The organism is Bradyrhizobium sp. CCBAU 51745 (assembly GCF_028128715.1).
In the GTDB taxonomy this organism is placed as follows: Bacteria; Pseudomonadota; Alphaproteobacteria; order Rhizobiales; family Xanthobacteraceae; genus Bradyrhizobium; species Bradyrhizobium manausense.
On the sequence record NZ_LBJP01000093.1, the window covers coordinates 350,986 to 375,407 of the forward strand.

15 protein-coding genes are annotated in these 24,422 nt (G+C 62.0%); 10 read left to right on the forward strand and 5 right to left on the reverse strand.

Translation table 11 applies throughout. The features are described from left to right. Positions 1–158: 158 nt before the first annotated feature. A complete protein-coding gene (locus XH98_RS37945) occupies positions 159–815 on the reverse strand; it encodes a ParA family protein (RefSeq protein ID WP_220001557.1) in 657 nt (218 codons plus the stop codon). A gap of 289 nt (positions 816–1,104) precedes the next feature. On the opposite strand from XH98_RS37945, the gene XH98_RS37950 reads away from it, so the two are divergent. Both XH98_RS37950 and XH98_RS37955 read left to right on the forward strand, forming a co-directional pair. After that, positions 1,105–2,523 (forward strand): exopolysaccharide biosynthesis polyprenyl glycosylphosphotransferase, encoded by a 1,419-nt coding sequence (locus XH98_RS37950; RefSeq protein WP_271621601.1) that lies wholly within the window; start codon positions 1,105–1,107, stop codon positions 2,521–2,523. 381 nt (positions 2,524–2,904) lie between these two features. Next, positions 2,905–4,434: a calcium-binding protein gene (locus tag XH98_RS37955; RefSeq protein WP_271621602.1), complete on the forward strand. Its 1,530-nt coding sequence runs from the start codon at positions 2,905–2,907 to the stop codon at positions 4,432–4,434. A 151-nt stretch (positions 4,435–4,585) separates the two neighbouring features. Here XH98_RS37955 and XH98_RS37960 read toward each other — a convergent pair whose 3' ends face one another. The 3 genes from XH98_RS37960 to XH98_RS37970 form a co-directional block, all read right to left on the reverse strand. Next, positions 4,586–5,194 (reverse strand): class I SAM-dependent methyltransferase, encoded by a 609-nt coding sequence (locus tag XH98_RS37960; protein ID WP_220001554.1) that lies wholly within the window; start codon positions 5,192–5,194, stop codon positions 4,586–4,588. Positions 5,195–5,361: 167 nt separating this feature from the next. Next, the gene (locus XH98_RS37965) at positions 5,362–7,758 is read right to left on the reverse strand and encodes a glycosyltransferase family 2 protein (protein WP_271621603.1); all 2,397 of its coding nucleotides are present in this window, start codon (positions 7,756–7,758) and stop codon (positions 5,362–5,364) included. Next, a complete protein-coding gene (locus XH98_RS37970) occupies positions 7,737–9,827 on the reverse strand; it encodes a glycosyltransferase family 2 protein (protein WP_271621604.1) in 2,091 nt (696 codons plus the stop codon). The genes XH98_RS37965 and XH98_RS37970 overlap by 22 nt, the downstream gene beginning before the upstream one ends. Here XH98_RS37970 and XH98_RS37975 point away from each other — a divergent pair. Further along, positions 9,786–10,301: a hypothetical protein gene (locus XH98_RS37975; protein WP_271621605.1), complete on the forward strand. Its 516-nt coding sequence runs from the start codon at positions 9,786–9,788 to the stop codon at positions 10,299–10,301. The genes XH98_RS37970 and XH98_RS37975 overlap by 42 nt on opposite strands. Here the strand turns inward: XH98_RS37975 and XH98_RS37980 are convergent. Continuing rightward, positions 10,298–11,632, reverse strand: a complete 1,335-nt coding sequence (locus XH98_RS37980; protein ID WP_271621606.1) for a glycosyltransferase — start codon at positions 11,630–11,632, stop codon at positions 10,298–10,300. The two genes, XH98_RS37975 and XH98_RS37980, sit on opposite strands and share 4 nt — an antisense overlap. Positions 11,633–11,726: 94 nt before the next feature. Here XH98_RS37980 and XH98_RS37985 point away from each other — a divergent pair, with 94 nt between their 5' ends. The 7 genes from XH98_RS37985 (at position 11,727) to XH98_RS38015 (ending at position 24,417) form a co-directional block, all read left to right on the forward strand. Next, positions 11,727–12,638 carry a hypothetical protein gene (locus XH98_RS37985; protein ID WP_271621607.1) on the forward strand — a complete coding sequence of 304 codons (912 nt, stop codon included), beginning with the start codon at positions 11,727–11,729 and terminating at the stop codon, positions 12,636–12,638. 289 nt (positions 12,639–12,927) lie between these two features. Next, complete coding sequence (locus XH98_RS37990; protein ID WP_271621608.1) at positions 12,928–15,177, forward strand: peptidase domain-containing ABC transporter; 2,250 nt, start codon at positions 12,928–12,930, stop codon at positions 15,175–15,177. Next, on the forward strand, positions 15,167–16,516 hold the full coding sequence (locus XH98_RS37995) for an HlyD family type I secretion periplasmic adaptor subunit (RefSeq protein ID WP_271621609.1): 1,350 nt from the start codon (positions 15,167–15,169) through the stop codon (positions 16,514–16,516). Before XH98_RS37990 ends, XH98_RS37995 begins: the two co-directional genes overlap by 11 nt. Before the next feature lie 14 nt (positions 16,517–16,530). Further along, positions 16,531–18,621 carry a tetratricopeptide repeat protein gene (locus XH98_RS38000; protein ID WP_271621610.1) on the forward strand — a complete coding sequence of 697 codons (2,091 nt, stop codon included), beginning with the start codon at positions 16,531–16,533 and terminating at the stop codon, positions 18,619–18,621. A gap of 276 nt (positions 18,622–18,897) precedes the next feature. After that, positions 18,898–22,719, forward strand: coding sequence for a glycoside hydrolase family 99-like domain-containing protein (locus XH98_RS38005; RefSeq protein ID WP_271621611.1), 3,822 nt, complete (start codon positions 18,898–18,900; stop codon positions 22,717–22,719). A 37-nt stretch (positions 22,720–22,756) separates the two neighbouring features. Next, the gene (locus tag XH98_RS38010) at positions 22,757–23,200 is read left to right on the forward strand and encodes a hypothetical protein (protein WP_271621612.1); all 444 of its coding nucleotides are present in this window, start codon (positions 22,757–22,759) and stop codon (positions 23,198–23,200) included. 113 nt (positions 23,201–23,313) lie between these two features. Continuing rightward, positions 23,314–24,417, forward strand: coding sequence for a polysaccharide pyruvyl transferase family protein (locus XH98_RS38015; protein WP_271621613.1), 1,104 nt, complete (start codon positions 23,314–23,316; stop codon positions 24,415–24,417). Positions 24,418–24,422: the final 5 nt, after the last annotated feature.

Consider the following 24,422-nt stretch of genomic DNA (forward strand, 5'->3'; position numbering starts at 1 on the left):
GCGTGTGCCGTTGTTCCGTGCGCGCGTTCTTGCAATCGATCGACGATGGAAAACGGCCTCGCTCCAAGTATCCGAAAACAGTATTTTGATTTATCCCCGGTTACACCAGGGAGATTATCGCGGTCAGTCAGGCTGTATATTTTTTCCTGGCGCCATAATCAGGTTGTCGGCAGATGGGAAGCGTCCACCGTTTGCAGGATTGCCTCAAGCACGGGCTCGCTCAGTCCGGCAAGCTCCGTCGAGATCGCGTAACCTCGGGGCAGCATGCCCGCCGAGAAAGCGCGAACGTACGCTAATCGCGAAGCTATTGGGCCGCAGACCGTCTCTCCCAGTTCGCCGAGCGCCTCGACGATTTGCTGGCCTTCCAACGTTCGGGGATCGACCCGATTGGGAACGAGAAAGGTGGGGACGTCGACGTGGCGTTTGCTGCGCGCGAAGGCGATGGCCGAAATCGTTTCCTCCGTGGCACTCAGGTCGAGACCTGATGGTGTACAGGGCAGAACGACAATGTCGGCGACCGCGACCGCAGCGCCAACCGCGTATTCGTGCGGCGGCGTGTCGATGATTGTGACGCTCCCCGGCGATGAGCCGATCAGCTTGGCCCAGCGGGCGGCCTCACCATAACGCAGCGGCACCTCGGAGACCCGAAAGGGAAGCCGTCCAGGCGCGGCCCATTCGGCGGCAGATCGCTGTGGATCGGCATCGATGACATCCACAAAAATGCCGCGCCGATGCAAATCGCCCGCCAAGCTTATGGCAATGGTCGTTTTGCCCGCCCCACCTTTGCGTTGGACGACTGAAATAACCGAGCGCATATGGCTTTTCTCTATCCGAGCAGAGCGCTCTTTCCGCCGATCGTTTCTCATCAATCTAACGAATGATTTTCTCATTCAAGTCCCGGCAAATTGTGCGGGAGTTTTGCCGACTGAGTGTTGCATTCTTGCCTATTCAGACGTTGTAGGCGCGACTCCGGCGCCGTGCGCGATGCCGCATTCCAGCAAACGACTCGCCAAACCCTGAAGCTGCCACTATAACGTGTCCTTAATTTTTTCTTAATCTGGTTACAGGTGAGTCATTCTTGTGGCTGACATTACCGACTTTCGGATGTCCCGCGAAGCCCGGCGTGGGGCCACGGTCTCGGCCCGGCGACTTGGCATTCCCGACTATTTGGTTGGTCCTGCAGTATTTTTCGTCGATCTTTGCCTGCTGGTCGGTGCGAGTCTGGCTTCGGCGGTCGGCTATCATCGCACGATGCTGCAGGAGGTCGGGGACCTCACGACCTTCATCGGTCTGGCCTGCGCCGTAGCTTTCTATCTTTCGATCCTTCTGGCCTACCGCGGCAATTATTCCGTCAGGCGGCTGATGCAGCCAGCCTATCAGTGCCGGGCGGTTACGATGGCGTGGATTGCAGTGTTCCTTATGCTCGTCACGCTGGCGTTTCTGCTGAAGGTCGGTCCGAACCTGTCCCGTGGCGCGACCATCGCGTTCTTTCTGACCGGCTGGATTGCGCTGGTCGGCTGGCGCGCCTTGCTCGGCGCCCAGTTGCGCCATGCTCGCGCCCTGCGTGTGATAGCGCCGCGGCAGGTGGTGGTCGTCAGCGATCGAGCCGTCGAAGAGGCGCGCGGCCATCTGCAGGATCTCGCCTGTCACGATTACGAGGTTGCGCAGTTTCGGATCATCCCGGCGTCAGACGATTTCGACGGATTTGCCCGCGAACTGATCGATGTCGCGCGCCCGGAGCATCGGATCGACAGCTTTTTTCTCCTGATGGATTGGGGCAGGGCCGATCAGATTGACCGTTTGGCGGAAATCCTGCGTGCGGTGCCGCTGCCGGTGCGCCTATTTCCGGATCCCAAAGTTTCGCGCTTTCTTGGTCAGCATGATTTGTCGGTCGGAGGGGTTTGGGCCACCGAGATCCAGCGCGCTCCGCTGAGCCTCGAGGAGCGCCTTGCGAAGCGCGCCCTCGACATCGCGGTCTCCGCCGTACTGCTCCTTGCAGCTTCGCCGCTGATGCTGGCGTCTGCGCTGCTGGTCAAGCTCGGTTCAAGAGGTCCTGTGTTGTTCACGCAGGCCCGCACCGGCTTTAGCGGAGTGCCGTTCAGGATATTCAAGTTTCGTACCCTCACCACGATGGATGACGGCCGGGTGGTGAAGCAGGTCTCGCGCAATGACAATCGCCTGACCCCCGTGGGGCGCTGGCTGCGACGGACCAGCATCGACGAGCTGCCGCAGTTGATCAACATTCTGCGCGGCGAGATGTCGTTGGTGGGACCGCGGCCCCATGCGGCGGCGCATACGGATTATTACGGACAGCTCATCGCCAATTACGCCTATCGGCATCACGTCAAGCCTGGGCTGACCGGGTGGGCGCAGGTCAATGGGTTTCGCGGCGAGACCACGCTCTCGCAGATGAAGGCGCGAGTCGATCACGACCTCTGGTACATCGACAATTGGAGCCTGTGGCTCGACGTCAAAATTCTGCTCAAGACCTGCGTCGTCCTGCTCAGATCCCCCGCCTATTGAATGTGGCTACTTGTCGGTAATTGTAAGGAATTCAACCAAGGGATGCGTTTGCTGCATGGCCGAGGAGTGAAGGTTCCGTAAATCTCCGTGTTCACCATCCGGCGCAAAAGCATGCCCGCAAATCGGGCGAGTCGCCCACTGGGGCAGCATGACATGGCCGAACCTTTACGTAACCAGCTGAAAACAAATAGAAATTTTTTAAATTGCAATGCACAATTATAACAATTGACTCCAATACCTCCAGCCAGCTATCTAACCAATAATTAAGCATAGCTCGTGATCCGCCTTCGTTTTGACCAGGAGGCGCCGGCGAGGACGAGAGGCGACTTTGTGGAAATGAACCGAGGGTTGTTGCAACCCCCGGTCGGAAGGGGCAGTAACATGTCTACTTATGACTATACCGAAACTCAGTTTAACGCGCTCATTGGGCCTCATGTTGATTCCGCGACGCTTACCGAAATTGACAATTATCTGATTTCGAAGGGATTTTTCCCCACCGCAAGCGATACAATTCGAGTTCAGGGGCTGAACGGCTATCAACCCGTCGATCCGACGGCGAATGTCCTCATCGAAGGGGACTCGCCGGCTGGCCTGACGACGGACGCCAATGATGCGCTGATCGTGGTCGAGCCCGGCGGAAGCCTTGCGGTCCACGGGACGCAGGATGTCGGCATTGTGATTGCCGACGGTGGTCCCGCCAAGGTCACGTTGCTCGACAGCGGCAACGATGTGGTGTGGGGCAGCTCAGGCAACGATACGATTACCGCAGGCGCCGGCAACGACACGATCCACGGCGGCGAGGGCAACAACTTCTTGATCGCCGGAACGGGCAATAGCTCCATTTACGGGGGCTCCGGCGATGATGTGTTCTACGACGGCAACGGCGGCAGCAACCATTTCATCGGAGGCGGTGGCAACGACACGTTCTATGGTGGTTCGGGTAACGATACGCTCGAGGCGACCGGGAATGGCCACAACGAGCTCCATGCCGGTAGCGGCAGCCAAACCCTGATCGCGGGCAATGGCGGCGATACCTTGTGGGGCGGTGCCGGCAATGACTCGATGATCGGCGGCACAGGCAACGACCTGATCGTTTCGCTCGGGGCGGGCAGCAACACCCTGATCTCGGGCGGTGGCAACGATACCCTGCAATCGGCTGGCACGGGCAACGATTTGCTGATTGGCGGCTCTGGCAATAGCACCCTGACTGCTGGCGCCGGCAACGACACCCTGACCGGCGGTACGGGCAGCGAGCTGCTGACCTCGTCTGCCGGTGGCAACACGACGATGACCGGTGGCGGCGGCAACGACACGTTCTACGCCTCGGGCTCCGGCAATGTGTCGATGACCGGTGGCAGCGGCAACGATACTATGTATGCGGGTGGTAGCGGCAACGATACGCTGGTGGCCGGCTCTGGCGCCACCTTGATCTATGCTGGTGGCAGCTCGGGTACCGATACGTTTACGCTCAATGGCAACGACACGCTGTTCGGCGGCTCCGGCATTGATATCGTCAACATCAGCGGCTCGGGTAACCAGGCCAACTTGGACGGCGCTTCGGTGGCGATTGCGACCGTCACCGGCGGCGGCGCAAACACACTTTGGGCCGGTTCTGGCAACGATACGATCGATGCCTCTGCGTCCACGGGCAACAACCTCTTCATCACCGGTTCGGGAACGGCTTCGATCGCTGGCGGCTCGGGCAACGATCAGTTCGAGGTTACGTCGCTCACGAACAGCACGATCGATGGCGGCTCGGGCAGCAACGTGGCCTTCATGGATGGTATCAGCAGCGGCAGCGTCACGATCAATACGGTCGCAGGCGTCACCACTGTTACATCTGGCGGTACCACGATGACCTTCACGAATGTGCAGGACATCCTCTTCACCGATACCGACTACAAGCCGTAATTCCGTAGCGAGGAGCGTAGTCAGAAGCGCCCCCGGTTTCGGGGGCGTTTTGTTTTTTTTGCCAATGGGTCGCTGGGTACGGGCTCGCCGGCGATCGCGGGCGCTGGGCGAAACCCGGTGCCTGTTTCGCCTGGCAAATCTTCCGCAGGCCTTACTCGGTGAAGTCGAGCCCGCCGTTGCGCAACTCGCCGAGGATTTGAGCTTTGTCCGCCTGTGGCATCAAAGCCAGGGCATAGAAGTCGTAGCAGTTGCCCTTGATCAACAGCACTTCGTCGAAGCGCGCTTCCAACAGCAATCGTGCCATCCGCTCTTCGGTAAAGCCGGTATTGTGGGCCATGAAATAGTTGCCCCTCTCGATCGATGCGGCGTGCCCGTAAATCATGTCGAGGGCTGTGATGGGACCGAGCGGGGATTCGTAAGCGACTTCCTCGCCGCGCCCCTGGGCAACCAGGGCGGCGATCGGCTCCAGATCGGGCGAGGTGATCAGGGCGAAGCCGTCAGGCTTGAGCACGCGGACGATGCCGCGCAGCGCAGAGCGGACGTCGTGCGGATGAAGGTGTTCAAGGCTATGCGAACAGTAGACCGCGTCAAAGCTCTTGTCGGCGACCTGACTGAGATCCTCGAGCGAGCCGACGATGTCGGGAGCGACTCGCGGATCGACATCCATCCGCACTTCCTGCCAGCCCCCGTTGCGGAAGCTCCGTTGCAGCCGCTCGGGATTGACCGGGCCGCTGCCAGCGTTGAGGACCTTCTTTACCATTGCATCAAACCTACGAAATGAATGACTTCTGCAGCCGCTCGCTTAGTTTCAAACACGTGCGGTTCCTTCCTATCCTGGAATCCTGACGCCGAACCGCAAGGTGCTCGGCGCGGCCGCAAACCCCTGATGCGGCTAGAAAAAATCGCGGTGAATTTCAACGGCATCGTTCAGAACCCGGGGGGGAGTTCAACAGCCGAAGGAGCACGGTTGACGCGAGGGTCTCGGCCTCGCGGCGGCCAGGCCAGCGCCGAAAACGGCACTGCGTCCAGCGAGAGGTTGGGGTTGTAATAGGGGTCCTCGAGGAGATGTTCACCCCATTTGTTACGGAGATTGCGCAGCTCGCGTTCGAAGCGCGCGGCCTTATCGCCGATCTGATCGCGCCCGCGACTCGCCGATTCATGATGGTAAAGTCGTGCAGCTGGCGTCCATACGACGCGCTTGCCTCGGCTGCGTAAGGTCAAGCAGTAGTCGACGTCATTGAAGTTGACGGGAAAGCGCATCTCATCGAGCCCGCCCGCGTCGAGATAGTCGCTGCGCCGGGTCAACAGACAAGCCGCTGTGACCGACCCGCATTCACGCGCAACTCTCAGCATGTCGCCATAACCAGGATCGCTGGCGAGCCGGTCGTTGCCGATATGTTGTGCGGCAAAACTCGCACCTAGCGTTACGCCGGCGTGCTGGATCATGCCGCTTGGCCACAGCAGCAGCGCGCCAACGGCGCCCACGTCGGGCTCTGCCAGTCGGCCCTGCATCTCAGCTAGCCAGACGGTATCCATCGCCCTGATATCGTTGTTCAGCAACAGCACGTCGTCGCTGTCGCACGCCGCCACCGCGAGATTGTTCAGCCGCGCGAAGTTGAAGGCACCCGGGACAGCGAGCACATCCGTTCCGCTGCGTTTCAGTATCTCGAGATAGTCGACCATGTCGGCGTCACTCGAGTCGTTGTCGACGACCAGAACGCGCGCTCGCGCTTTGGTCAATACCGGCGCGATACTGGAAAGGCAGGCTGCCAGCAAGTCCCTGCGGTTACGGACCGGGATGATGACCGTGAGCGTGCGCGGCCTGGATTTCCTGGTCACGCCGGCTGCCGGCAACAGCGCGCCGCGCTGAGCCTTCGTTTCTGCCGCGATGCCACGCGCGGCAAGATGGGTGAGGCTGGCCTTGGCCAGCAGATGGCTGTGCACGATCACGTCCAGCGGCGGCATGCGCCCGAGCGCGACCGGAACATGGATAATTTGTCTGTGACGCGGCGCGCCGTTGTCGAATTGGCTGTTGAAAAGACGATACAGATTCGTCGGCCTTGCCGCGAGCGCGGCCAGTACCGTTGCGCGGTCCATGGCAAAGAGTTGCGCGCAATACCCCTGCTCGAGCATCCGTTCATAGTCGAAGGCGGGGAGAGCCAGCGGCCATGGACGAGCATCCTCGCCAGAGATCTCCAAATCGCAATAGGCTGTTCGAGCCTGCGGGATCGTCGCGAGCCCCTGTGCGAGCCCCTTCAGCGCAAGCTGGTCGAACACGGTGCCGGCAGGGGCGAATACCACGATCTCTGCGTCGCTTCCGTCGTGAGCGAGGAAGTCGCGCAGTTCGTCTGGATCAAAGCTGCCCGGTCCATCCAGCGCCGGAAGAGCGGCCGCGACCCAGTTGTCGTGCTGTTGCTGGTCGAGGCTTTCCAGCGAGATCTCTTCATTGCCGCCTGCGATCAGCACCACGGCCGTCGGACGATCGATGGTCACAATCGGAGAAGGCGATTCATCCCAGCGCTTGCGCCAGTTTTCATAGCTCGCAAAGGGAGCAGATGCCGGCAACAGCCGGTCGAGCATCTGGCCGCGCAGGCGATCAGACTCCGTGTCACTGAAGCTTGCGAAGAACCGTTCGACCGCATCCGGAAAGGCTACGAACGTCACGGGAGCGACCGTCAATTGCCATTCATCCTCCGTGATGAAGTGCACGCGGCGCACCCGCCCATCCGCGTAATCCGTCGGAAGATGAAGGTCGAAGGCTTTGACCAGATCGGCATTGTCGGTGCCGCCAACATGGCTGAAGCCGCTGGCGCGCGCTTCAGCGATTGGCTCGCCGTCGACGACAGCGCGCACCATCGGTGACTCCGTTGCCGGGCAACGTACCCATCCGCGAAACCGCAAGCCGCCCATCCATTCGGCCGCTCCAAGGCCACGGCGGTCTGTCATCACCTCCGCGGCTGCATTGAGCCGAATTGAAGCGCCGATCGGGCCGAGATCGTTGGCGAGGCGAACTTCGGCAAGCCGGCTGTCGCTGACGAGTTCCGGCGTCAGAGCGAACGAGAAGCCGTAGCAGGCATCGCCGATGCCCTTCGCAGCGAGCTCGGCAACGTAACATTCCGCGCGAGCCAGTCGGACCGGCAGCCCATCGAGCAGGAGTTCGACCACGAATCGGCGGGTCAGGTCCTCCGGATCATAGACGAAGCCCCAGAATCCGGTCTCCTCGTCGCGTGCAAATTCGTGGCGCAGTTCCCCGGGAGATGGGGACGACGCGGCGGCACTGACTCGGGCGGAACGGCGCATTTTCACCATTGTCTTGCCATCCAATCCAACAGTTCTCTTGCCGTGGCGGCCGCGTCACTCGCGGGAGCCAGCGGTAAGTCGGCCTCGTGCGCGCCGATATTGCCGAACGACCAGTCGAAGAAGGCCAGCGGGACGGCGACGTCGCTCCACACCGCTTCGATTATCGGGTGACCAAACAGTGGGCCGCGTCGGGCAATCAAGAGCCTGCCCAATCGATGAAGTGCCGCGACATCACGCAACTCGTCGACCGAGATGCGCCCGGTGACCGTCACACCGCCGAGCGCCATCAGTGCCAGGTCATCCAACGTTTCGCCCAAGATGACAATTGTCGCGTCCGGGCGACCCTGCCGCACGCTACGCACAATGCCGCGCAAGAAGCCGAAGTCTCCGGTGCCGTGCCCAATGGGAAGCAGGCCGAGCGCCGTCCCTCGCGAGGCGACAGCTTTCGGCCGGGTAGGGCTGCAGTTGTCTGAACGGCCGACGAGCCGTACCCGGTGGACGAGATTTGAGGGGAGATGGCGACGCAAGAAGGCCTCGGCGGCCATATCGGGCGCGAGAAGGCGGCTCTCGCGCGTCAGCAGATCGAGCCAGCTCTCGATCGTCTTGCCGCTGCAATTGCAGGTCTCGGCACCCAGCAGCGTCGGACAGAGGCGGCCCTTCTCATCAAGACCGCCGCGACTGCAAAGCAATCCGCCATCCGTCACCAAGAGATCGAACGCCGCACGGCCGTCGATCAGATTCCGAACAAATGCTGCCGGTATGTTCGCGGGATCGGCCAATACAATGCGCGAGGGACCAATCGCGGCCAGGGTCTCGGTGAGTGCCGATTGATCGGCCGGAAGCTTGAAATCGAGTGATTGCGGAAAGTCGTCGCCGGGATCGCGCAACGCGAGCGTCGTGCCGTTTTTGTTTGACAGCGCGAGGAGCGCTGGTTCGACGGCATGGCCTGCGAAGTGTTCTGCCACATCCGCTGCGGCGCCCGGGCCGGACAACACGATCGTCTTCGGCTGGCCGGCGATGAGTTCGCGTTCGATGGCGCCGCGGCTTGACTTCAGCGGATCGAGTGCTTTGAAGGTCGCGCTCTCGCTGCGATAGTCGGGGAAGCGCAGGCGCAGCCTCGCGAGGTTGAGCACGACCAGCGCGCGTTTTTCGGCCTTGAAGGACGCCGAGCCGGCATGTCCGACATAGACCGAAGTGGCGCAAACGTTGCGAAAGCCGTGCTGGCGTGCGCGCAAACAAAGATCGACGTCCTCGAGATAGCCGCGATGGTAATGGTCGGATAGTCCCCCGACGGCATCCAGACATTGACGGGTGATATACAGGCTAAAGCCGATGCCATCCGGCATGTCGACAACGCGCCCGGCATTGACGCGGGCAGCGATCGCATCGAGACGCGCAACCTCCTCGATAGAAGGCAATGGATTGGCGGTGAAAGCGAGTGGCAGGCTGGTCGCTTCACCATTGTTCGACAGCGGCGTCACCGTGCCGATGTCGGCAGCTGCGTGGGCCGCCTCGCTTAGGCGCAAGGCAAACCCCTTGGGCACAATCGTGTCGGCATTGAGCAGGATCACGTCACCGCAAGGCGTGGCACGCAGCGCACGATTGACGGCACCGATGAAGCCGAGATTGTGGGCGTTGCGGATCAAGTGCACGTTCGGTGCGGTTGCGAAGGAATCTAGCAACGCAGCGATGCGCTCGTCCGGCGTTGCATCGTCGACCAGCACGACCATGGTCCGATCGTGGTCGTGGACGGACTGCATCAGGCATTCAAGACAACGGCGGGTCGCTTCGAAATCATCGTAGATGGGAACGATGATGGTGATGTCGGCGGATGGGCTTCTCGTCCGGCTGATGAGATTTCCTTTGTCCATCGCCCCATGCGTTGCCCGACCGGTGGCAAGCGGCGCCGGAAACACACTTTGTGCGAGGGCGCGCCGGCCAAGCTTCAGGCTCACGACGCGACGTGTCGTCGACGGCGGAAACACAACGCTGAAACTTGCGGCATGCTCGGCCTTTGCGGCAAGGGCATGCTGCGGATCGCTCTTGATGGAATGGCTGACCGCTCCCGCATCAGTCTCGATCCGCAGGCTCATCTGCCCGCGGCCCTGCCAAACCGCCCAGCCGGTGAGGCCGTCGCCGACACGATGAATCGCACCGAGCGCAGTCTCGCCCTGGCCTTGCAGATGCGTCACCGCTTCGCCGAGCAGGGCCATGTCGCGGTCAAGCTCGATCAGACGGCGCGCAGCAGCGGTGCGATCTTCAACGCCGCCCCATTGCATCAAGCGCCGATTGGCGGCGAGGTCGTCCGGGGCGAGCTCGAGCGCCTTGCTGATGTCCTTGAGTGCAGCGGCCGGAAAGCCGCATCGATGGGCAATCTCGGCGCGCAGCGTGTAGTGGCGGGCCTGGGCAGTGGGAAGGATTCGACAGCGCCGGTCGGCGAGGTGAAAGGCTTCCTCGAGTTCACCGCGGTGAAGGCTTGCAATGGCGGCCCGCTCCAGAGCAGCGGGGTGTTGCTCCGGATCGAGGAGAGCTGCAGCTCGTTCGAGCACGGCGTCCATCGGCTCTAGCGCTTGCGGCTCGCCGCGGCCCTTTTCGCCCGTACGGCGCGGCCAGGGGCTGCGATCCTGTAAAAGTCGATAAGGCGCGGCAGACAAACCCTATCGAGGTCGTAACGACTGACCACGGTCTCCCGTGCGGCACGCCGCATTCCCGCGAAACGGCGCGGATTGGCCAGGGCTTCGATGACGCGCTCGGACAGCTGCGCGATATCGAAGAATGGCACGAGGATGCCGTTGCTGCCGTCGATGATCTCGCGCAGCGGTGTTGTGTCCGAGCCGATCACCAGGCATCCGGCGCTCATCGCTTCCAGCAGCGACCAGGAGAGAACGAAGGGGTAGGTGAAATAGACGTGGGCGCTCGAGATTTGGAACGCCTTGAGAAAGTCCTCGCGGCTCAGGTCGTCGGTGAAATGAATGCGGCTGTGATCGACCTTGCCTTCGATCTCGCGGAAGAAATAGGAGCGCCAGCTATGGCCGTCCGGCGGCGACAGGCCGTAAGGCGTGCCCGAGCCACCAACGATCAAGATCTGGGCCTTCGGCCGAGCCTTCATGATCGCCGGCAGGGCTCGTAAGAAGCAATGGAAGCCGCGCAACGGCTCGTGGCTGCGCGTTGCGAAGGTGACGACTTCATCCGCCTTCGTCAGCACCTTGCCCGAGCGCAGCGTCAGCACTGCGTCATCGCGTGGGCGGATCGCCTCAGTATCCACGCCTTCGTGGATCACTTCGATCTTGCTCTGGAAGACGTCTGGGTAGGTGGAGCGCTGCCAGAGGGTCGGCGAGAGGCCGACGTCCGCATCGTCAAGCGCCAGCAGCGTTGCGGCGTTCTTCAGGTGAATGCGGATATGACCGTCGACGCCCATGTCGGGGAACTCGGGATCGAAACCAACGTCCTGCCCATTCGGCCGGTAGTAGAATTCGCAATAGGCGATGATCCGCGCCTCCGGAAATAGTGGCCGCAGGGGGAGCATTTCGCCCCAGCCGGGATGGGCAATGACGAGGTCCGGAACGAATCCCTGCTGCTTCAGGTTGGAGGCCGAATAGAGCACCTGCTCGGCGCGGCGGCACTCCGCCTCAAAGCGTCGTGCAAACGGATGCGCCGCTGCCAGTTCCCCATCGGGGATCATGTACTTCTTCAAGGAAACACCGGGCAGGGTGCGTGCAGTTGGCGACCCGATCGCCGCCATCTGAATGTCGTCGCGACCGGATAGCGCTTTACACAGCGGTAGAAACTGCGCAGGAAAATTATTATGAACAAAGAGAATTTTCTGCATGGGTCCTTCGCGACGGCGGCCGATCTCTAGTCCTAGCACTGGAATCGCCGCCGTGCAGAGCTGAAACAATTTAACGCTAAAATTCGACAACGTCTGGTCGGTATATTGCCTTAAACGCTGCGCCTTCGCTATGATGTGACTGAATTTCTGGGGGCATATCTCAATGAAATCGACATCGCTGCAGAAGACGCTCGATCTGCAGAAGGGCTTGTTTTTGATCCGCTATGATTCGGCGGAGGACGCGGCGCAACCGCCCAAGGTCAGTCTGTCGGTGGATCCGCAAAGCTCCGGCTCGGTTGAATTCCTTTTGCCTCCCGAGGTTGAGGAGCCGGTGCTCTGGTCGCCGGGCGGCAGCGTCGTCGTTCGGTTATGGGCGCCCGCTCGCCTTCAAGTTGAGCTTGGCGCCCGGTCCGCGGGCGGTTCGCTTGGCGCGCGAATCCAATCGGCTCAGCTGTCGACGGATCCACTCGGCCTTGCGGCTCTGGACGAGGCGCCGCTGGATTTTGCCGGCCTCCGTCTGCTCGGTCATTTGGCCGGGCGTGGCGATACGTTGGTGGGGCTCGGGGAATGGCTTGGGGGACCGATGGCGCCAACCCGCATCGAGGGCCTCGGCATCGACTGGGCGGAGCGTCCCCAGAATTTCGGAGTGCGCCATTCGGTGCGCGTGGGCGGACCGGGTGAGCCGAAGGCCACCAATTTTGTTGAACTCGGAGGATATTCAGGAACCCGGGGGCGGGCGCTGCCACTGGTCGGGGCGACGTTCGAAGTGTTTGGTTCTGCGGCCCAGCATTACGAGATCACGGCTGACGCTATCTTCCTGGGCTCACCGCAGATGAAGGTCACGGGGCAGCGGGTTGTGGTTTCGGGGCCAACCGGCCGGGAGCCGCTCGTGGGCCTGCGGCTGCAGATTGCTTCGACCAGGGCAGCGCAGTCTCCGGCCGCGCGATCGGTGTCCGCGTCGAGCAGTCAAGTTGCCGCCTCCGCAGGCACGACCGAGACGGTCTCGAAAAGTCCGGTCCGGAGTGGCAGCGGGCGCGTCCGGGTATTCCGGAGCAGGGCTGGAGCAAAGGGTTAAAACTCCAAGGAAATTTCTTGCGCTGCAGCATAGCTTGCCGTGGGTCTCGTTTTGCCTATGAATGGGCTCGCCCGAGGGCTCTAGACGAGAAAATTGCCTCTTAATTCAGCTGTTTATCATGTTTCGAGTTATCCTGAAATTGCTCGCTCGCGGAGCGGAAGGATTTGGTTTTCGACACGCAAAAGGTTAAGGTTCAATAGCTGCTTCGCACGTGCACAATGAATGTGCTGAGCGGGGTGGACGGATCCCGGGGCGTTGATCTTCGCGGATTGCACAAGCAGAGGTTTGCATGACTGTTGATGCTTCATCCGCCGACGCAGCGGATGTCTCTCTAGCCACGGTTGAGAATGTCGAGCCCACCGGGCTCGCGGCGCTGGTCATCGTGGCGCGGCAGCACGGGCTTCACCTCACCGCATCCCAGCTCACCCACGACAACGTTCTTGGCGGCGGCGAGGTCACAGCTGCGGAGATCGTCAAGTGCGCCCGCAATTCCGGCATGCGTGCCAAGGTCGTGCGTCTGGACTGGGACGGGCTCAGCCAACTCAAGAAAGCGCTGCCCGCGATCGTTTGCCTCAAGGACGGCAGCAAGATGGTGCTGCTTCGCCTCGAAGGCGACCAAAACAACCCTCGGGTCGTGCTTCGAGATCCGAATGTCGGAGAGGACGCGCTGCTCGTCATCGACCCCATCCGCATGGCGGACGTGTGGACGGGCGAGGTCATCCTCGTCAAGCGCGATTACGAGATTTCGGACGAGACGCAGCCCTTCAGCTTCGGCTTCATCACGGCGCTGATCTTTCGCGAGCGTCGGATCGTCCGGGACGTTGCGGTGGCCGCGCTCGTTCTCGGCCTCCTGGCCCTGGCGCCGATCATGTTCTGGCGGCTGTTGTCGGATAAGGTCATCTATTACAAGGCGTTCAACACGTTCTACGTGTTGTGCCTCGCGATGGCGGTGATCATCGCTTTCGAGGCGGTGTTCTTCTTCCTGCGGCAGTATCTGGTTCATAACCTGACGGCGCGGCTGGATGTGAAGCTGTCGACCTATGTGTTCGACAAGGTGCTCAACCTTCCCATCGATTATTTCGAGCGCAGTCAGGTCGGTCTGATCGCGCGCGACATGCGCGAAATTTTCCGGGTGCGGACGTTCCTGGTCGGGCAGCTGTTCGGCACGATCCTGGATTCGACCACGCTGATCTTCTTCCTGCCCGTGATGTTCTTCTTCAGCCCGCTGCTGACGTTCCTCGTGCTCGGCGTCACTGGCCTGATCCTGGGCTGGCTGCTGCTGATGCTGCCGGCCTACCGCAAGAAGTCCGGTGCGGTAATGGCCGCGGAGGGTGCGCAAGGCGCTTTCATGGTGCAGAATCTCAACGGCATCCGCACGGTGAAGTCGCTGGCGCTGGATGCGCGGCAGAAGCACATGTGGGACGTCCACGTCGCTCGCGTCGCCAAGGCGCGGCTGGCGGAGGGCATGGCCGGGGTCGCGATCCAGGCGGTCGTGAAGCCGCTGGAACGGCTTGCGGTCTGCGCGCCCTATGCCGTCGGCGTCTACCTCGCGATCTCGACCAACGACCCCGTCTATATCGGCGCGCTGTTTGCCTTCCTGATGCTGTCGCAGCGCGTCGCGGCGCCGCTGATGCAGATGGCGCAGCTGGTCAATCAGCTCGACGAAGCGCGCACGGCGGTCACGGTGGTCGGCAATCTGGTCAACCAGCCGCCTGAGGAGGGGCGTTCCGGCCACGGTGTGCGCAACCCGCTGCAGGGCCACGTCGAGTTCTCCGGTGTCACGTTCAAGTACAAGGGCGCGGTGTCGCCGGCGCTGAACAACATCTCATTCGAGATCCCCAAGGGCACGACGCTCGGGGTGATGGGCAAGAGCGGCTCGGGCAAGACCACGATCACGCGCCTATTGCAGCGGCTGCATTCGGATTACGGCGGGCTGATCAAGATCGACGGCATCGACGTGCGCGAATACGACGTCGATCATCTGCGTCGCAACATCGGCGTGGTGCTGCAGGAGAACTTCCTGTTCACGGGCACGATCCGGGACAATATCGCCGCGGCAAAGCCGGACGCGACCTTCGACGAGGTGGTGCGCGCCGCCCGCCTCGCCGGCGCCGAGGAGTTCATCGACAAGCTGCCGCGGGGCTATGAGACCTACATCTACGAGGGCTCGCCGAACCTGTCGGGCGGCCAGCGCCAGCGGCTCGCGATCGCCCGCGCGCTGATCGTCGATCCGCCGATCCTGATCCTGGACGAGGCGACCAGCGCGCTGGATGCGGAGAGCGAGGCGATCGTGAACGCCAACATCTCGCGCATCGCGCATGGCCGCACCATGATCGTCATCTCGCACCGGCTGTCCTCGCTGGTCGATTGCGATGCGATCCTGGTGCTCAACCGCGGCGTGGTCGACGATGTCGGCCGCCACGAGGAGCTGCTGGCCCGCAACGACATCTACGGCGGCCTGTGGCACCAGCAGAACAGCCACGCCATGCCGTCACGCCGCCCGCGCGCCAATCTGGGAGGGCCGACCCTTGTCTCGTAACGCCCCCGCGCTGACGACCGTCCGTCAGTTCCAGTCCGAAACCGACGCCATCCGCGAGGCGCCGGAGCCGATCGTCGCCCGCGCGACGCTGTGGGTTCTGGTCGCCTTCCTCGCCTCGCTCGTCGCCATCATGTTCCTGACGCGGCTCGACCGCGTCGTCTCCAGCGTCGGCGGCAAGATCGTGCCGATCGATTCCATCAACGTGCTCCAGGCGCTGGATCCCTCGATCATCAAGACCATCGACGTGCGCGAGGGCGAGCAGGTCAAGGCCGGCCAGCTGCTGGCGACGCTGGATTCCACCTTCACCTCGGCGGATGTCACCCAGTACAAGCAGCAGGTCGCGAGCCTCGAGGCCCAGGTGCTGCGCGACAAGGCCGAACTCGGCAACGCGCCGCTGGTCTTCCCCGACCGTCCCGACGCCGAGTTCAGGAACTACGCGACCCTGCAGAAGGCGCTCTATGAGCAGCGCAAGGCGCAATATGCCGCGCAGATCGCCAGCTTTGATTCCAAGATCAGCCAGACCGAAGCCACCATCGCCAAGCTGAACAAGGAGGACGAGCGCTTCAGCCAGCGTGCCGAGATCGCCGGCAAGATCGAGGACATGCGCTCCAGCCTCGCCGAGACCGGCAGCGGATCGAAGCTGAACCTCTATATCTCCCAGGATAACCGCCTGGAGGTGCTGCGGCAGATCGACAACACCCACAACAGCCTGATCGAGGCGCAGCACCAGCTGGAATCGCTCAAGGCCGACCGAAGGGCCTTCACCCAGCAGTGGAACGCGCAGCTCAGCCAGGATCTCGTCACCACCCAGAACGCGCTCGACACCGCGCGCGCCTCCTACGACAAGGCGGTACGGCACCAGGACCTGGTGCGGCTGACCGCCGAGGAGCCCTCGGTGGTGCTGACGTTGGCCAAGCTCTCGGTCGGCTCGGTGCTGAAGCCGGGCGATCCCTTCATCACGCTGATGCCGCTGACGACGCGGCTCGACGCCGAGATCAAGATCGCCTCGCGCGACATCGGCTTCCTCCGCCCCGGCGACCGCTGCACCCTGAAGATCGACGCGTTCAATTATGCCGAGCACGGCACCGCCGAAGGCAAGATCCGCTGGGTCAGCGAGGGCGCCTTCACGGTCGATGACAACGGTCAGCCGAGCGAGGCCTATTACAAGGCGCGCTGCTCCGTCGACAGCACCAATTTCGTCGACGTTCCGGCGAGCTTCCGCCTGATCCCGGGCATGACGCTGACCGGCGACGTCCATGTCGGAACCCGCTCGGTCGCGGCCTATCTTATCGGCGACATGCTCAAGGGCCTCGGCCAGGCCATGCGCGAGGCGCAATGAGGGCGGCAGCTCGCATGCGCACGCCGAAGCTCTTGCGCCGCTTCAAGCCGTGGACGTCGCTCGCGCCGGCCGCTTTGGTCCAGCGCGGAATCGCGGCGCATGAGCGCGGCGCCTTCATGGAGGCGTTCGAGGCCTGGCAGATCGCCGCGAAGGGCGGCTCGGCCGAAGCGGCCTATCGCATCGGCCAGCTCTATCTGCAGGGGCAGGGCGTCGTCCGCTCGCTGCCGGATGCGGCCGACTGGTACGAACGCGCCGCCGAGGCCGGCCATGCCGAGGCACAGCTCGTCCTCGGCCGACTGCTGCTGGAAGGCGCGGCCGCCATCGTCGCGCTCAATTCGCCCGAGACCTGGCGCCAGCAAGCCGCCAAGGCCGACGATCAAGTCCCGCTCGCCAAGGTGATCTTCCCGCATGGCCTCGCCGTCGAGAAGCAGCCCGAGCGGGGTTTCGGCTGGATCGCCAAGGCCGCCGAAGCGGGGAATGCCGAAGCCCAGGCGCTGCTCGCCGAGCTGCTGCGGCAGGGCCGCGGCTGCGCGCAGGATTTTGCGGCGGCGCGCCAGTGGTACGAGAAGGCGGCGGCGCAGGGCTTTGCCGGCGGCGAGTTCGGCCTCGGCGATATCCATTTCCAGGGTCTCGGCGTGCCCAAGGACGCCGAGCTCGCAGCGTCCTGGTATCGCAAGGCGGTCGAGAAAGACCACGTCCGCGCCAAGGTGGCGCTGGCCTTCCTGCACCTCAATGGCGCCGGCGTTGCGAAGGACGTGGCGGAGGCGGCACGGCTGTTCGCGGAGGCCGCCCGGCGCGAGGACGTCACCGCGCTGTACAACATCGGCCTGCTGTATCTGCGCGGCGAGGGCGTTGCGAGATCCGTCGACAAGGCCGAGACGGCGCTGCGCAAGGCGGGGCGCCGTGGCCATCTGCCGGCGATCCAGGCGCTCGGCGAGTTCTATTCCAAGGGCGTCGCCACCGAGCCGGACCTGCGCGAGGCCGCGCACTGGTATCTCGAGGCCGCCGAGCGCGGCGACGTGCAGGCCCAGTTCTTCACCGGCCGCTTCTATGCCACCGGCCAGGGCGTGCCGCCGAGCCTGCGCGAGGCTGCGAAATGGTTCCTGAAGGCCGCCGAGAACGGCCACGCCACGGCCGCCTACAATGTCGCGGTGTTCTGTCTCAAGGGCACCGGCATCGCCCAGGACGTGGCGGCCGCGATCAAATGGTTCGAGTTCGCCGCCAATGCCGGCATCCCGGCTGCCCAGGTGCAGCTCGGCCAGCTCTATTCCGCTGGGACCGGCGTCGACCGCGACCATGCCCGCGCGGAGGAATGGCTGGCCAAGGCCGCGAGCGGCGGCGATGCCGAGGCCGGCCTTGCCTATGCGAGCTTCCTCATCCAGTCCGGCAAGGACGAGGCGCGGCTTCTCCGCGCCGCCGAGCTCCTGACGCCGGCCGCCGCGAGCGGCCACGCTGCAGCATACCTGCAACTCGGCCACTTGCGCGCCGGCCGTTTCGGCGGAGCGGCCGATTGGCCGGAGGCGGCGAAATGCTATGCGCGCGCGGCCGAAGCGGGCCTTGCCGACGCCATGCTCGCGCTCGGCGGTCTCTACGTCGATCCCGCAACCGGCCTTGCCGACGCCAAGGCCGCCGCGCACTGGTTCGAGAAGGCGGCTGTATCCGGCAACATGATCGCCCAATTCCAGCTCGGGGTGATGTATTGCACCGGCAACGGCGTCGAGCAGGACCTCGCCAAGGGCGTCGCCTGGTATGAAGCCGCAGCGAAGCAGGGCCATCAGCTCGGCCAGTTCAACCTCGCCGTGATGCTGTCGAAGGGCCAGGGCTGCGAGGCCGATCCGAAGCGGGCATTCGAGTGGTTCGAGCGGGCGGCCGAACAGGGTATGGCGGCGGCACAGGTTTCGGTGGGCGATGCGTTGATGACGGGGAATGGCGTGGCGCAGGATCTTAAGGCGGCGAGGGCCTGGTTTGAGAAGGCGGCTGGCCAGGGGAATGAAATGGCGAAGCAGAGACTGATTGCTCTCGGACCATCGCAAAGCGGTCATACGGCCGACGCAGCGCGGGGGGTGAACAGCGATCCATATTGCGGGCCTGCGAACGATGGATGAATCTTGGAGGCTGCGATACATGGCCGGTCAGGCTGAAGCAGAATGCCGAGCAGCATTAACGTTAGCTTTCACGTGCGTGACAGCAAACGCTGCTCTAATATAGATTGCGAACAAGATCGATATTCGATCAGAGATTGTGCAGAGATGGCTGATTTCCTGTCGAAGCTCGCGCGCGATGCGGGGCAAAGAGAGCCAAAAGAAAAGCGCGCCGGCGCCAGCAAAGTTCAACCTAAAAGCGTTTCGAGACCTGGCAACGCGAACGGAGCCAATTCGGACTTGGCAGCCCAGGCTGAGCCTCTCGTACAGCCGGCGCTGCCGGACGCGCCGGCTGCAGAGAAGTCGGTCGAGGATCTCTTCGCGATCAGGCGTTACCTCGAAGGCTTGGGCCTCTTCGACGAAACGTTTTATTCCGTCACCTATCCCGATGTCGTTGCGGTCGGTGCAAATCCGTTCGAGCACTTCTTTCTCTACGGATTCAAGGAGGGAAGGAAGCCAAATCCCATCTTTGATCCGATGTGGTACGTCACGACCTATCCGGACGTTCAGGATGCTGATATTCAGCCGCTGCTGCACTATGCGAGGCATGGTGAGCCCGAAGGTCGCCGTCCCAGCCCCTACTTTCAGCCCGCGTGGTACCGAGAGAAATACGCCATTCCGGCGACTGAAAGCCCGCTTGCTCACTATCTGAAGAACCGCCTAGGCCCGTTCAGCCCGATCCCCGAGTTCGACGCGCAGTATTATCTCGACACCTACAAGGACGTCGCGGCGGCCAACGTTGATCCTTTCGAGCACTTCATTTTTCACGGCTACAAGGAAGGCCGCAATCCGTCCGCGGAATTCGACACCAAGTTCTATATTCAGCGCTACTTCAAGGGAAAGACCGACCAGAATCCGCTGTTGCACTATTTGGAGCATCGGCACGAAGAGGGCATTTTCCCGTCCCCGCCGGAAAACGAAGCGACCATTCCCGCGGAGATCAAACGCTTCACCAAGCCGAGCGCATTGTTTGAGGAACTGCGCCCGCTGCCGCCGAGCACAAAGCCCCGGGCCAAGGTGCTGGCCTACTATCTCACGCAATTCCACGCCTTCCCCGAGAACGACAAGTGGTGGGGAACGGGCTTCACCGAGTGGACCAACATCAGCCGCGGCGTGCCGCGTTTCAAGGACCATTACCAGCCGCGAGTTCCGCGCGACCTCGGCTTCTATTCGCTGCTCGACATCGAAACGATGCGGAAGCAAGTGAAGCTGGCTCAAGCGGCCGGCATCCATGGCTTCGTCTATTACTACTACTGGTTCAACGGTAAGCGCCTCATGGAGCGGCCGCTCGAGCAGTTCCTTGGGGCGCGCGACATCAACATGCCGTTCTGCCTGATGTGGGCGAACGAGAATTGGACTCGTCGGTGGGACGGCATGGAGAGCGAGGTCCTGATCTCGCAGGACTATCTCGACGATGACGACGAGCGGCTGCTCGGCGATTTCTGCCGGCACTTCAACGACCCCCGCTATATCCGCGTCCAGGGCCGGCCGCTCCTGATGATCTATCGTCCCCGGCTTATCCCGGATACGGCCAACGTCGTCGCGCGCTGGCGGGCCGTCTTCAAGAAGAAGTTCCGCGAGGATCCGATCATCATCATGAGCCAGAGCTTTGATGATTTCGATCCGACCGTGATGGGCCTCGATGGCGCGATCGAATTCCCGCCGCACAAGATCACCAAGTTCACCCCGCAGGTCACGTCGGACGTGAAGATCCTGGACGATACGTTTGCTGGCCAGGTCTACAGCTACGATGATGTGGTCAAATACTCGACTGACGAGCCGCGACCGAGCTTCCCGCTGATCAAGACCGTCGTTCCGAGTTGGGACAATGACGCCCGGCGCCAAGGCACAGGTCTGGTCATCCAGGGCTCGACCCCTCAGAAATATGAAGCCTGGCTGTCGACGCTCGTCGAAGGAGCGCAGCGGCACACCTTCTTCGGCGAGCCCTTTGTCTGCGTCAATGCTTGGAACGAATGGTGCGAGGGTGCCTATCTGGAGCCGGACCTGCATTTCGGCTCGGCCTATCTGAACGCCACGGCGCGCGCCGCGACAGGTCTGACCCGGGATCTTTCGCAGCCCAAGATCCTGCTCATCGGTCATGACGCGTTCCCGAGCGGGGCCCAGCACCTGCTGCTCAACATCGGCAGGACGCTCCGCAGCGCCTTCAACATGGAAACGGAATATCTGCTGCTCGCCGGCGGTGCGATGGAGGCGGAATATCGCGCCTCGGCGCCGCTCACGGTGCTCGGCAAGCTTTCGGATCTCCCGGCTGCGCTGCAGCACTTCAAGGACAAGGGCTTTTCCGCCGCCATCATCAACACCACGGCAAGCGGACGAGCGGTGAAGCTCGCGGCGGAAATGGGCTTTCGGGCCATTTCGCTGGTCCATGAACTGCCGCGAATTCTGCGCGAGAAGAACCTGGAAAACGACGCGCGCATGGCGGTCAGCCATGCGCAGAAGGTGGTCTTCGCGTCCGAATTCGTTCGTGACAAGCTCGCCGACGCGCTCGAACTTGATGAAAGCGACGAGCGCTTCCTGATCCGGGCTCAGGGCAGCTACAAGCAGATTGTGGAAGCCCCCGACGAGGCCGCCGCAATCCGCAAGGAGTTCGGGCTGGTTGCAGGCGACAAGATGGTGCTCGGGGTCGGCTATGCCGACCTGCGCAAGGGCATCGATCTCTTCCTTCAGGTCTGGAATCTCGTTCGGCAGGACCATCCGCATGTCCATTTCTGCTGGGTCGGCGGCATGGACCCCGGCCTCCAGGAATGGCTCGGACCCGAGATCGAGCGCGCCAAGGCGACCGGCCGCTTCCATTTTGCCGGCTTCCGCTCGGACATGCAGGGTCTCTATTCGGCCTCCGACGTCTATGCCCTGACCTCGCGGGAAGATCCGTTCCCGACCGTCGCGCTGGAAGCGCTCAGTGTCGGCGTGCCCGTGGTGGCCTTTGCGGAGTCCGGCGGCATCCCCGGCTTCCTGCAAAAGGAGAAGGTCGGCCAGGTGGTCCCCTATTGCGACGTGCCCGCCATGGCCGATGCCGTTGCGCATCTCCTGGAGTGGCCGCCGTCGGAGCCTGAGCGCGAGCGCATGGCCGATATCATCGAGGTGAACTTCACGTTCTCCGACTACGTCCGTGATCTGCTGCGGCTTGCCGTTCCCTCGCTTCCCACCATCTCGGTGGCGGTGCCGAACTACAATTACGCCCATTGCCTGCCCGAGCGGCTCTACACGATCTTCGATCAGAACCATCCGATCGAGGAACTCATCGTGCTTGACGATTGCTCGAAGGACGAGAGCATCTCCGTCATCATGAAGGTGGCAGAGGAACGCCAGCGCGATCTGACGCTGGTGGTCAACGAGCAGAATTCCGGCTCGGTCTTCGCGCAATGGACCAGGGCCGCCGAAATGGCCAAGGGCGAGTTCCTGTGGATCGCCGAGGCCGACGATCTCTCCGAGCCGACCTTCCTGTCGAGCCTCCTGGCGTTGATGAAGGCCGACCCGAACATCGCCTTCGGCTTCACCGACTCCAAGTCGATCGATGCCGAGGGCCACCACGTCTACGAGAGCTACAAGCCCTATTACGCCAGCATCGAGCCCGGCGCGCTGTCGAAGACCGAGGTGTTCGAGGGGCGAGAATTTGTGGCCCGTTTCCTCGGTGTGAAGAACACGATTTTGAACGTGTCCTCGGTGCTGTGGCGGCGCGAGGCGTTGCTGCGGGCGCTTGAGGCCTGCCGGCGCGATCTGAAAAATCTGCGCATGGCCGGCGACTGGCGCATCTATCTGGAGTGCCTGGCCGCGCCCGGCGCGAAGATTGCCTATGTCGCCGATCCCCTCAACGTTCACCGTCGCCATGCAGCGAGCGTCACGCATTCGCTCAAGGCGCAGAAGCACATCGAGGAGATCGAAAGCATGCACCGCGTCGCGCGGGAGAGGTTCGCTTTCTCGAAGCGGGAGACCGGGGCGCAAGGAGCCTATCTTGAGGAGGTGACAGCGCAACTCCTTGGGACTGCTGCCGAGCCAGAGAATACAAAGAAGCCGACCAAATCGGCCGCTCGCGCTGGCTAGAATCTAATCTCACTCTCAAAACAAATCTGGGGTAAATATGTTTGTACCTTCTGCTGAATCTCTCACGTCCGCACTGAAAATCGACAGGTCGGTGCTCGATGGAAGTGGTCAGGTCAAGGTGCCGGCGCGCCTTTTCAAGATGCTCTTGCAAATCGCGCTCGCGTCCGCCGAATTCGATGAGGACAGGTATTTGCAAGAAAATCCGGATGTCGCTAAAGCTATCTCTCGTGGAGAAATCGAGAGTGCGCACCTCCACTATATCGGTTTTGGTTATTTCGAGGGGAGGCGTGGAGGCGGTCCCTCCGTCGATGCCGATTGGTATCTCAGCAAGTATGCCGATGTCGCGGCTGCAGTACGTGACGGCAAGATCAAGTCGGCCGAGGCTCATTTCCATGCAATTGGTGGCGGGGAAGGCCGGTGCCCGGCTCCGGAATATGAAGGCGACGCTGCGCAGTGGAAGTCGGCCATTAAGGGGACTTAGTTGTGGGGGCTACGATTGCTGAGCACGATGCTTTTTGATGATGAACAGCATGCTGCGGCGGGAATAAAGCTGGTAACCTCCGGTTTGAGAATTAAAGCCGCTGGAGGAGACCTGTGAATATTTTCCTGCTCGGAGCGACGCCAAGCATTTCGACGGAGTCGGGAGAGGATCCGATCTCCAAGCTCGCGAAAACGGGCGGCAACACGGGAAACCAACTGATTGCACATGGCCTGCTGAGCCAGATCGCATACCAGAATATCTCGTGGGACTATCGGATTGATCCGAAGGAGGTGCACGAGCGCTATGACATGATCGTCATTGCGGCTGCCAATTTCCTGTTTCCGAAATTCGATTTTGGTGGGATGGCTGACTACATCGAACGCGCAGATCTGCCCGTAGCTATCGTCGGCCTCGGTGCGCAGTCGAACAACTACGACCCCAAAATCGATCTGATGCCGGGGACCGAAAGGTTCGTGAAAGTCATTGCCGAGCGCGCGGTCAGCATTGGTGTCAGAGGCCCCTACACGAGGGACGTACTGGCGCTTCGCGGTGTTCACAACGTTACCGTAACCGGTTGTCCCTCGTACTATATGAGCGGCTCGACGGGGCCCCAGGTTGCTAACCGGCCGGTCGATGAGTTCAAGCGGATTTCTGTGAATGCGTCTCGTGACGTCATCGGTCATGCCTTTGACAAGGAAAGAATGCGGCGCGTCGTTTTGGACATCTACAAAGTGGGTGTCGCCTGGCAGGCCGACTTTATTGCCCAAAGCGAACAACCGGAGATCAGGCTTGCCGATCAGGAAGCAAAAAATGGCACCGACGAATCGCTGAATGCGATCTGCGCGTTCATGAAGGAAGCTGTTTCTGACGAGGAGGCGCGGGCCTGGGCCAAGGCACACATGCGTGTCTTTTTCGACGTCGATGAATGGCTCAGGACGATTGAGAGCTACGATTTCGTTTTTGGAACCCGATTCCATGGGTGCATGATCGCGCTTCAGCGCGGCGTACCTGCCGTCGTAATTTGTCACGACACTCGAACTGAGGACATGTGTCGATTTCTCGGTATGCCTTGGGTCTCTATTATGGACGTGGATCAAGTCGACGTAAGGTCGCTGCACGAGAGGGTCGATCGGGCTAAACTACTTGACCGCTACAATGAGTTGTATCCGGCGTATGTGGAATTTCTCACGTCAAATGGATTGAAGTTGAAGAGTTAGGAATC

Excerpts from the sequence above, each read along its gene's own strand:
- XH98_RS37945 (WP_220001557.1), bottom strand. The coding sequence starts at position 815 with ATGCGCTCGGTTATTTCAGTCGTCCAACGCAAAGGTGGGGCGGGCAAA.
- XH98_RS37950 (WP_271621601.1), top strand. The coding sequence starts at position 1,105 with ATGTCCCGCGAAGCCCGGCGTGGGGCCACGGTCTCGGCCCGGCGACTT.
- XH98_RS37955 (WP_271621602.1), top strand. The coding sequence starts at position 2,905 with ATGTCTACTTATGACTATACCGAAACTCAGTTTAACGCGCTCATTGGG.
- XH98_RS37960 (WP_220001554.1), bottom strand. The coding sequence starts at position 5,194 with ATGGTAAAGAAGGTCCTCAACGCTGGCAGCGGCCCGGTCAATCCCGAG.
- XH98_RS37975 (WP_271621605.1), top strand. The coding sequence starts at position 9,786 with ATGGCTGACCGCTCCCGCATCAGTCTCGATCCGCAGGCTCATCTGCCC.
- XH98_RS37970 (WP_271621604.1), bottom strand. The coding sequence starts at position 9,827 with ATGAGCCTGCGGATCGAGACTGATGCGGGAGCGGTCAGCCATTCCATC.
- XH98_RS37985 (WP_271621607.1), top strand. The coding sequence starts at position 11,727 with ATGAAATCGACATCGCTGCAGAAGACGCTCGATCTGCAGAAGGGCTTG.
- XH98_RS37990 (WP_271621608.1), top strand. The coding sequence starts at position 12,928 with ATGACTGTTGATGCTTCATCCGCCGACGCAGCGGATGTCTCTCTAGCC.
- XH98_RS38000 (WP_271621610.1), top strand. The coding sequence starts at position 16,531 with ATGCGCACGCCGAAGCTCTTGCGCCGCTTCAAGCCGTGGACGTCGCTC.
- XH98_RS38010 (WP_271621612.1), top strand. The coding sequence starts at position 22,757 with ATGTTTGTACCTTCTGCTGAATCTCTCACGTCCGCACTGAAAATCGAC.